The 8,906-nt window shown below is 54.8% G+C and carries 7 protein-coding genes and 1 CRISPR repeat array; all 7 genes read left to right on the plus strand.

The window, feature by feature from the left end; translation table 11 throughout:
- The coding region (gene cas1, locus Q0F21_RS03535) for a CRISPR-associated endonuclease Cas1 (protein ID WP_297237467.1) at positions 1-771 on the plus strand (771 nt) is incomplete at its 5' end.
- A 3-nt stretch (positions 772-774) separates the two neighbouring features.
- Positions 775-1,065 (plus strand): CRISPR-associated endonuclease Cas2, encoded by a 291-nt coding sequence (gene cas2, locus Q0F21_RS03540; RefSeq protein WP_297237469.1) that lies wholly within the window; start codon positions 775-777, stop codon positions 1,063-1,065.
- Positions 1,066-1,251: 186 nt separating this feature from the next.
- Positions 1,252-2,351: direct repeats of the CRISPR family, unit length 32 nt; unit sequence GTCGCACCCCTCGCGGGTGCGTGAATTGAAAC.
- Positions 2,352-3,165: 814 nt separating this feature from the next.
- A complete protein-coding gene (glmS, locus tag Q0F21_RS03545) occupies positions 3,166-3,612 on the plus strand; it encodes a methylaspartate mutase subunit S (RefSeq protein WP_050560097.1) in 447 nt (148 codons plus the stop codon).
- A 60-nt stretch (positions 3,613-3,672) separates the two neighbouring features.
- Positions 3,673-5,076: a methylaspartate mutase accessory protein GlmL gene (gene glmL / locus Q0F21_RS03550; RefSeq protein WP_297237471.1), complete on the plus strand. Its 1,404-nt coding sequence runs from the start codon at positions 3,673-3,675 to the stop codon at positions 5,074-5,076.
- Positions 5,077-5,149: 73 nt separating this feature from the next.
- Positions 5,150-6,607 carry a methylaspartate mutase subunit E gene (locus tag Q0F21_RS03555; protein WP_297237473.1) on the plus strand — a complete coding sequence of 486 codons (1,458 nt, stop codon included), beginning with the start codon at positions 5,150-5,152 and terminating at the stop codon, positions 6,605-6,607.
- A 52-nt stretch (positions 6,608-6,659) separates the two neighbouring features.
- Positions 6,660-7,901 carry a methylaspartate ammonia-lyase gene (locus Q0F21_RS03560; RefSeq protein WP_018106352.1) on the plus strand — a complete coding sequence of 414 codons (1,242 nt, stop codon included), beginning with the start codon at positions 6,660-6,662 and terminating at the stop codon, positions 7,899-7,901.
- A 34-nt stretch (positions 7,902-7,935) separates the two neighbouring features.
- Positions 7,936-8,906 (plus strand): acyclic terpene utilization AtuA family protein (locus Q0F21_RS03565; RefSeq protein ID WP_297237476.1); only part of this gene is annotated, 971 nt, incomplete at its 3' end.

Here is an 8,906-nt window from a genome sequence, read left to right on the forward strand (position 1 = left end):
AATGTGCTGCTACGACGAGCCCAGTATCGTGTGGCGGACGATGAGGGGAGCGCTGCGCACATAGCGTCTCGATTCATTGCCGGCAAGGTCTACAATAGTCGTGCGGCCCTGTCGCGCTTCTGCAGAGACCACAAGCCTGAGGGAGAGACGCTCGAGGAGCTTCGTCGTGTCCTGTGCGAGCTGCGCAAGACTGTATCGGACCTTCCTCGGCTGACTTCCCGAGACTCGATTATGGGGGCTGAGGGCAATGCTGCCCGACTATACTTTGGGGTCTTCCGTCATCTTATTCTAAATGACCGATTTACCTTTAGCGAGAGAAGCAAGCGACCACCTAAGGATGAGGTGAATGCCCTGCTCTCCTTTTTCTACACCCTCCTCGCCTCCGACGTGAGGAGCGCTCTCGAGACAGTCGGGCTGGATCCTTATGTGGGATTTCTCCATAGCGACAGACCCGGCAGACCTTCACTGGCGCTAGACCTTATGGAGGAGATGAGGGTCTACCTTGTGGACCGATTTGTCCTTTCCCTGATCAACAACCGACAGGTAGCACCTTGGGACTTTATCGTACAGGGGGAGAATGGGTATCTCCTCAAGGATGAGAAGCGGAAGGAGCTGCTCACCGAGTGGCAGAAGCGTAAGCGGACAGAGATCACTCACCCCTATCTCGGGGAGAGGATGCCGATCGGTCTGCTGCCATACATTCAGGCGACGCTCCTCGCAAGATATCTGCGAGATGAGATCGATGATTACCCCGCCTTCCTCATGACCTAAGCCATGTATATCCTTATCACATACGATGTCAGCACCACAGATGCTGCGGGACGGAGGAGACTGCGCCAAGTGGCGAAGACCTGCCAAGACTATGGTCAGAGAGTACAAAACTCGGTCTTTGAGTGCCTGGTAGACCCGGCTCAGAAGATCCTCCTGATAGAGAGGTTAGTCAGCATCATTGATGAGACACGGGATAGCCTGCGGATCTATCATCTTGGGAAGGACTACAAGACCCACATAGAGAGCTACGGGAGGAAGACAAGTTACGAGGCGGAGGGAGAGCTGATCATCTGACCGGAGGGCTGATCGTAGCCTGCGAGGGTGAAGTGATCAACAATTAGCGGGACACTCGCAAGCGCTCATAGACATACGATTATAGGGATTTATGTGCTCGCGGCACCGGATAGAAGGGATAATTTGAGTACCTTCGCTAAAGCAGGTCTGTAGAGGTAGCCCCACAGCCACCTCCCCATACTTGCTGTCGCACCCCTTGCGGGTGCGTGAATTGAAACTATCAATCCCAAGTGTTATCAATATCCATTTCGTGTCGCACCCCTTGCGGGTGCGTGAATTGAAACCTCTCCGGCGTCTCGCGCTCCGGAGACGGGGACAGTCGCACCCCTTGCGGGTACGTGAATTGAAACCAGCTCGTGATGTCGTTGCTCCCGTCGGCTGTCATGTCGCACCCCTTGCGGGTGCGTGAGTTGAAACAGCCTTTCGCCCCAGTGCGCCCCGACGTAGACATGTCGCACCCCTTGCGGGTGCGTGAATTGAAACTGCCTGCCCTGAAGTCTCGAGAGCGGGTGCAAAGGTCGCACCCCTCGTGGGTGCGTGAATTGAAACCGAGCCATCTACAAGATCATCGCCTACTGCGTGAGTCGCACCCCTCGCGGGTGCGTGAATTGAAACATCCACGGAGAGAAATAGGGAGCCGGTACCGTTGGTCGCACCCCTCGCGGGTGCGTGAATTGAAACGTGAGAACCTCGAGCAGGTAGCACCATACCGCATAGTCGCACCCCTCGCGGGTGCGTGAATTGAAACGGCATGTCCCAGAGGATCGGGAAGTACAATACTTGTGCTTGTCACACCCCTTGCGGGTGCGTGAATTGAAACTGCAGAATGAGCGAGATTACCTACCTTTACCCGTGGTCGCACCCCTCGTGGGTGCGTGAATTGAAACCTTACTCGCTCGAGAGACCTGCTCGAGAAGAGCAAGTCGCACTCCTCGCGGGTGCGTGAATTGAAACTGCCCCGACGACACCCGGACGATCCTCACGGGCGGTCGCACCCCTCGCGGGTGCGTGAATTGAAACAATCTGTCTATAGGTTAATGATCACTCGGTGACCGTCGCACCCCTCGCGGTTGCGTGAATTGAAACGCGTCTGTAGCCTTGCAGATCTCCCACTTTGGCCGTCGCACCCCTCGCGGGTGCGTGAATTGAAACACCTTGGTGACAAGGGGGAGCATCTGGATCTCGTCGTCGCACCCCTTGCGGGTGCGTGAATTGAAACTTCAAGAGCAAAACAAGATTATGGCAGTTGCTAATGTCGCACCTCTCGCGGGTGCGTGAATTGAAACAGGACAACAGCCTTCTAAGCTGTTGATCTTGGGTTGTTGTCCCATTACGCATGCACGAATTGGAACTCCTATAAGTCCCCGATGCGACCCTCAGGCAGTTGTCGCTCCACTTGCGGGTGGGTAGTTAGAGTCATCAGACTCCTGGCAGTGGCGCTCTGATATAGAAATTACACCTAGTCAGGTTTTTATACTGCTGGGGTAACATGGCGTAGCGTTGTGTTCCCTATTGCACAGGCTAGAGACAAGAGAATTGTTACCGGAGGTCGAAGGCTGATGGAGGTCGCGGGGCTCGAGAAGACTCGATATAGAGTCCGTTTATCCTCTCTACTCCTACTGCCACAGGGAAATGAAATAGGGTGACGCAAGGGAGCTTAACATCTTAGGAATGATGGAGAGTACTACAATCCCCATTTTTGATCAGAACGAGGCAGGAAGAGACAGGAAGAGACTCTATGAAACAATCCCTCCCGGCGGAGGTGGTATTTTTGCACCACTAAGCTTACGGATTGAGTAGCTAGCCGACAGTCGGGTGAGGACATACCTCGACTTTACTATCAGCTTCTATTGGCATTTCGGACTCTAGGAAGCGGTCCTTTTGGGTGCTTCATACACGTCTCTTCACAATGAGCTGAGTGGTGTTTCGCACCACCCAGAAGCGTCTCTCCTAGAAATGAGGTGGACAAAACTTGCCATTCCATTTTTTATGGCTAAGTTTGCCCTATTGGAAGCCATAGAGAGGACCTTAACTAATTACTTTAGATCAAATCTCCCTTATATGACTTCACCACATAACCTATAGCGGGTCATAACCATTATGGAATCAAAGAAAACTACGACTGGTAAAGCGAGTGACATTACCATCGTAATCGGCGTAATCGGTGCCGATGCCCATGCAGTGGGGAACAAAATTATCGATTATGCACTTAATGATGCGGGCTACCACGTCATCAACCTCGGTGTGATGGTAAGCCAAGAGCAGTACATCGAAGCTGCCATCGAGACCAACGCCGATGCGATCCTTGTCTCGTCCATGTACGGACAGGGGGAGATTGACTGCCAGGGGCTGCGAGATAAGTGCAATGAGGCGGGTCTCAAGGGGATCCCTCTCTTTGCCGGTGGCAACTTGGTGGTAGGTAAGCAGAAGTTTGAGGACGTCCTTGAGCGGTTCAAGAAGATGGGCTTCGACTATGTCTACCCACCGGGTACGCCGATTGAGACGACCATCGCGGACATCGACAAGACTTTCGGGATCAAGAGATAATCCTACTCGCCCCGACGATCCACCCATACACAAGTAGGATCGCCCTTTTGCGTCATCATCATGAGATATCTTACAGCAGACTTTGGTAGTACCTATACCAAGGTAACAGCCATCGACACAGACGTCCCTGAGATAGTGGGTACAGGCTCTGCCTTTACCACGATCGAGACGGATGTGATGGAGGGGCTCCACAATGCATTCAGAGAGCTAGAGAAAGAGATCGGCAAGGAGTGGACACCGGATAAATTCCTCTGCTGCAGCAGTGCGGCGGGAGGACTTAAGATGGTGGCCAGTGGCTTGGTCCCCGACCTCACCGCCAAGGCAGCTCGTATGGCAGCAGCCAGTGCGGGTGCCAAGGTGATGAAGACCTACTCCTACGAGATCACCCGCGCCGAAGCAGAGGAGATCGAGCGTCTCGATCCTGATCTCTTCCTGCTCTGCGGAGGTACCGATGGAGGCAATGTGGAGAATATCATCCACAATGCTGAGGTCATCGGTCAGATCCCGGGACACTTCTCTACCGTCGTGGCGGGAAATAAAGCTGCTGAGGAAGAGGTGGCACGCATCCTCACAGAGGCCGGCAAGCCTTTTGTGATCACGGAGAATGTGATGCCCAACTTCAACTCCCTCAACATCGCTCCCGCTAAGAAGTGCATCATGCAGCTCTTCATTGATCGTATCATCGAGGCGAAGGGTCTCTCCAAGGCTCAGGAGCGAGCTGACAACGAGATCATCCCTACCCCTCTGGCTGTACTCAATGCCTGCAACCTGCTCAGTGACGGCACCAAGAACAGACGAGGGCTGGGAGAGCTCCTGGCCATTGATCTCGGTGGTGCCACCACCGATGTCTACTCAGTAGGCGATGGCGAGCCTCATGAGGCCAACATCATGCATCAGGGCATCCCGGAGCCGTATAGCAAACGTACCGTAGAGGGCGACCTCGGTATGAGGTATAGCCTCACGGCGCTATCGGAGCAACTGGACCTTGACGCCGTGGCGGCTGAGGTGGGTCTCTCGGGCGATACGCTCAGAGACTGGGTCGCTCGATGTGATGCTGATAAATCCACTCGTGCGGTGACGGAGGATGAAATCCTCTGCGAGAAAGCCCTTGCCAAGGGAGCTGTGAGCCTAGCGACAGATCGCCATGTAGGACACACGCATAAGGTCTACTCCCCAATGGGAGAGTTCTTTACCATCAATGGCAAAGACCTGACCCTCACGGATCACGTCCTCGGTATCGGAGGAGCGCTGATACACAGCGCTGACCCTACCTTTATCTTAGATGGTGCCACATTCAACATCTCTAACTACGACAAAGCCAAGCCACTGAAGCCAGACTTTTACCTCGACAGCCACTACATCATGGCGTCGATGGGTCTCCTGAGTGAGCAGATGCCTGACGTTGCCCTCGAGTTGATGCAGAAGGAGCTCGTCAAGGTCGGGACGAAGAAGAAAAAACAATAATCTCGAGGAGGGACACTTAGCGAGTCAACCACCTCGAATACACCCACGAAACGAATAGAAAACATATATTATTATGGAGGTCAAAAACGTCAAAATCCCAATGGACGACTTCCTCAAAGAGCGTGAGGAAGTGCTGGCCAGCTGGCCCACGGGTAAGGATATCGACATTGAGGAGGCGGTGAAGTACCAGCTCTCCATCCCTGAGGAGAAGCGCTTCGGTGCCAAGCTCTGGAAGGCTGACGAGGAGAAGAGGACATTGATCCAGCCTCGTGCCGGTGTCGCCCTCTACGATGAGCACATCAAGCTGCTGCAGTTCCTTGAGGATATGGGAGGTGCAGATCTTCTACCCTCTACCATCGACAGCTACACGCGTCTCAATAGATACGAGGAGGCTGAGATCGGTATCAAGAAGAGCCAAGAGGCCGGCCGCTCTCTCCTGAACGGATTCCCGGCTGTCAACTATGGTGTCGACGTCTGCCGCACCGTCACCGAATCCGTCAAGAACCCGGTACAGGTACGCCACGGGACCCCGGACGCAAGACTCCTGACGGAGATCGCCATCGCTGGCGGCTTCACCTCCTACGAGGGTGGAGGCATCTCCTACAACATCCCCTACTCCAAGGATCACCCCATCGACAAGGTCATCAAGTACTGGCAGTATACCGACCGCCTCTGCGGTCTCTACGCCGAGCGCGGAGTGGATATCAATCGTGAGCCCTTCGGTCCCCTCACCGGTACTCTGATCCCCGCCTGTATCTCCAATGCCGTTGCCATCATCGAGGCACTCCTCGCTGCAGAGCAGGGTGTGAGCGACCTGACGGTGGGCTACGGTCAGTGCGGTAACCTGATCCAAGACGTTGCCGCTATCCGCGCACTAAGGGAGCAGTGCCGCGAGTATCTGGAGATGTATGGCTACGATAAGGTGCACCTGACCACCGTCTTCCACCAGTGGATGGGAGGATTCCCGGAGGATGAGGCTAAGGCATTTGGCGTGATCAGCTGGGGATCTGCCACCGCTGCGCTTGCCAAGGCTACCAAGGTGATCGTCAAGACACCTCACGAGGCTGTCGGCATCCCGACCAAGGAGGCCAACGCTGCAGGTCTCCGCGCCACCAAGCAGGTCATCTCTATGCTGAGAGACCAGGATCTGACAATGATCCCCGCCGTAGAGCAGGAGGCTACGATCATCAAGAGGGAGGTCAAGGAGATCATGGACAAGGTCTTTGAGCTTGGGAAGGGCGACCTGGGTGCCGGTGTCGTGAACGCTTTTGCAGCCGGTGTGCTTGACATCCCCTTCGCTCCAAACAAGTACAATGCCGGCAAGGTAATGCCCGCACGCGACAACGATGGTGCCATCCGCATCCTCGACTGTGGTAATATGCCTTTCTCTCAGGAGACGAAGGACTTCCACCGCCAGAAGCTGGAGGAGAGAGCCAAGTGCGAGAATCGCGAGGTGAGCTTCCAGATGGTCATCGACGATGTCTATGCGATCAGTAAGGGCTTCCTCGTTGGTCGTAAGAATCTCAAGTAATCGAGTACAATCAATCCAACAATAAACATCTAAACTTCAATCCATTTCTTCTATGAAAATTAAGAAGGTAGTATGTGCCCCCGGTAAGACCGGCTTTTACTTCGATGACCAGCGTGCCATCAAGAAGGGTGCTGAGAATGACGGTAACTTCTACGTCGGTGAGCCTGTAACAGAGGGCTTCACAGGCGTACGTCAGGCAGGAGAGTCCATCTCGGTACTCTTCGTGCTGGAGAATGGTGCCATCGCTCATGGCGACTGCGCTGCCGTACAGTACTCCGGAGCCGGAGGCCGTGATCCGCTCTTCCTCGCTGAGGACTTCATCCCTGTGATCATGAAGGAGATCGCCCCGCTCTATGAGGGTAAGGAGATCACCAACTTCCGCGAGATGGCTGATCTGGTCGACAAGCACACAGACGCCAATGGTAAGAAGTATCACACCGCCATCCGCTACGGCGTGACACAGGCATGCCTCGATGCAGTCGCTAAGGCAGAGGGCAAGCTGATGGCTCAGGTCATCGCCGACGAGTATCACACCACTCTGTCTGACAAGAGGATCCCGATCTTCGCACAGTCTGGTGACGATCGCTACAACAACGTCGATAAGATGATCATCAAGCAGGCAGACATCCTGCCCCATGGACTCTTCAATCACGTAGAGAAGAAGGTCGGTCTCAAGGGCGAGAAGCTGCTCGAGTACGTCAAGTGGCTGCGTAACCGCATCCTCGATAAGCGCACCTGCGAGGACTACAAGCCGATCTTCCACATTGATGTATATGGTACCCTGGGTATCGTATTTGATAACGACTGGGAGAAGATCGCTGATTACATTGGCGAGCTAGAGGAGGCTGCTAAGCCTTTCCACCTCCGTATCGAGGGTCCGGTAGATGTAGAGGAGCGCGAGGCTCAGATCAAGGCTCTTGCTGCTATCCGCAAGCATATGGACGACAAGGGCATGGATGCCGAGATCGTAGCTGACGAATGGTGCAATACCTTTGAGGATATTGTCGACTTCTGCAAGGCTAAGGCCGGTCACATGGCTCAGATCAAGACTCCTGACCTCGGCGGTATCAATAACTCCATCGAGGCTGTCCTTTACTGCAAGGAGCATGGGATGGGTGCATACCTCGGCGGTACCTGCAACGAGACCAATCGCTCCGCTGAGTGCTGCGCTCACGTAGCTATGGCCACCACCCCGACCCAGACCTTGGCTAAGCCCGGTATGGGTGTCGATGAGGGCTATATGATTATGTTCAATGAGATGAGCCGCATCCTGGCACTCAAGGACGTCCTCTAATCAAAGAAGGAATTAAGCTAAATCATTCGTTACCATGAAAGAATTCAGAGTACTCTCTCCGTCAGCGATCCTGGGATACGGTTTCCCCAAGGAGTCGTTTGAGGAGGGCATGAAGCGCCACCCGGACGTGATCGCCTGCGATGCAGGATCCAGCGACCCGGGTCCTTACTACCTCGGCGCAGGCATATCCTTTACCGATGTCGCAGCTGTCAAGCGTGACCTCTCCATCATGATCCCTGCGGCTATCGAGGCAGGTATCCCGGTCATCGTCGGCACCTCCGGCGGATCAGGCGCAACCCCTCACCTCGAGATCAATCGTCGCCTCGTCATGGAGATCGCTAAGGAGCATAATCTTAGCTTCAAGTATGCTGAGATCTCCTCAGAGTTTGACAAGGAGACGATCCACTACAATCTCAAGGAGGGTCGCATTAGCCCGCTCGGTCCCGTACCGGAGCTGACGGACAAGGACATCGATGAGTCCATCCACATCGTCGCTCAGATGGGTGAGGAGCCCTTTATGGAGGCTCTCGAGGGCGGTGCCCAGGTGATCATGGCTGGTCGCTCCTACGACCCCGCTGTCTTCGCCAGCCTCGCTATCACGAAGGGCTTCGACAAGGCTCTCGCCCTCCATATGGGTAAGATCCTCGAGTGCGCAGCCATCTGTGCCCTCCCCGGCAGCGGTAGTGACTGTATGTTTGGCTACCTCTACGAGGATCACTTCGAGGTAGAGACCCTCTCGCCGGCGCGTAAGTGCACGACCCTCTCTGTCGCTGCCCACACGCTCTACGAGAAGTCCAATCCCTACCTTCTCCCCGGCCCGGGCGGACGTCTCAATCTCCACAACACCACCTTCAAGCAGGTGGCAGACAATCGTGTCGCTATCGCAGGTACAGTCTTCGAGCCCACTGACGGCTACTTCATCAAGCTCGAGGGTGTCAAGAATACCGGCTACCGCACCATCGCCTGCGCCGGCTGCTCTGACCCGATCCTGATCTCCAAGATCGA

It is taken from the genome of uncultured Porphyromonas sp., from assembly GCF_934359325.1.
Classification (GTDB): domain Bacteria; phylum Bacteroidota; class Bacteroidia; order Bacteroidales; family Porphyromonadaceae; genus Porphyromonas_A.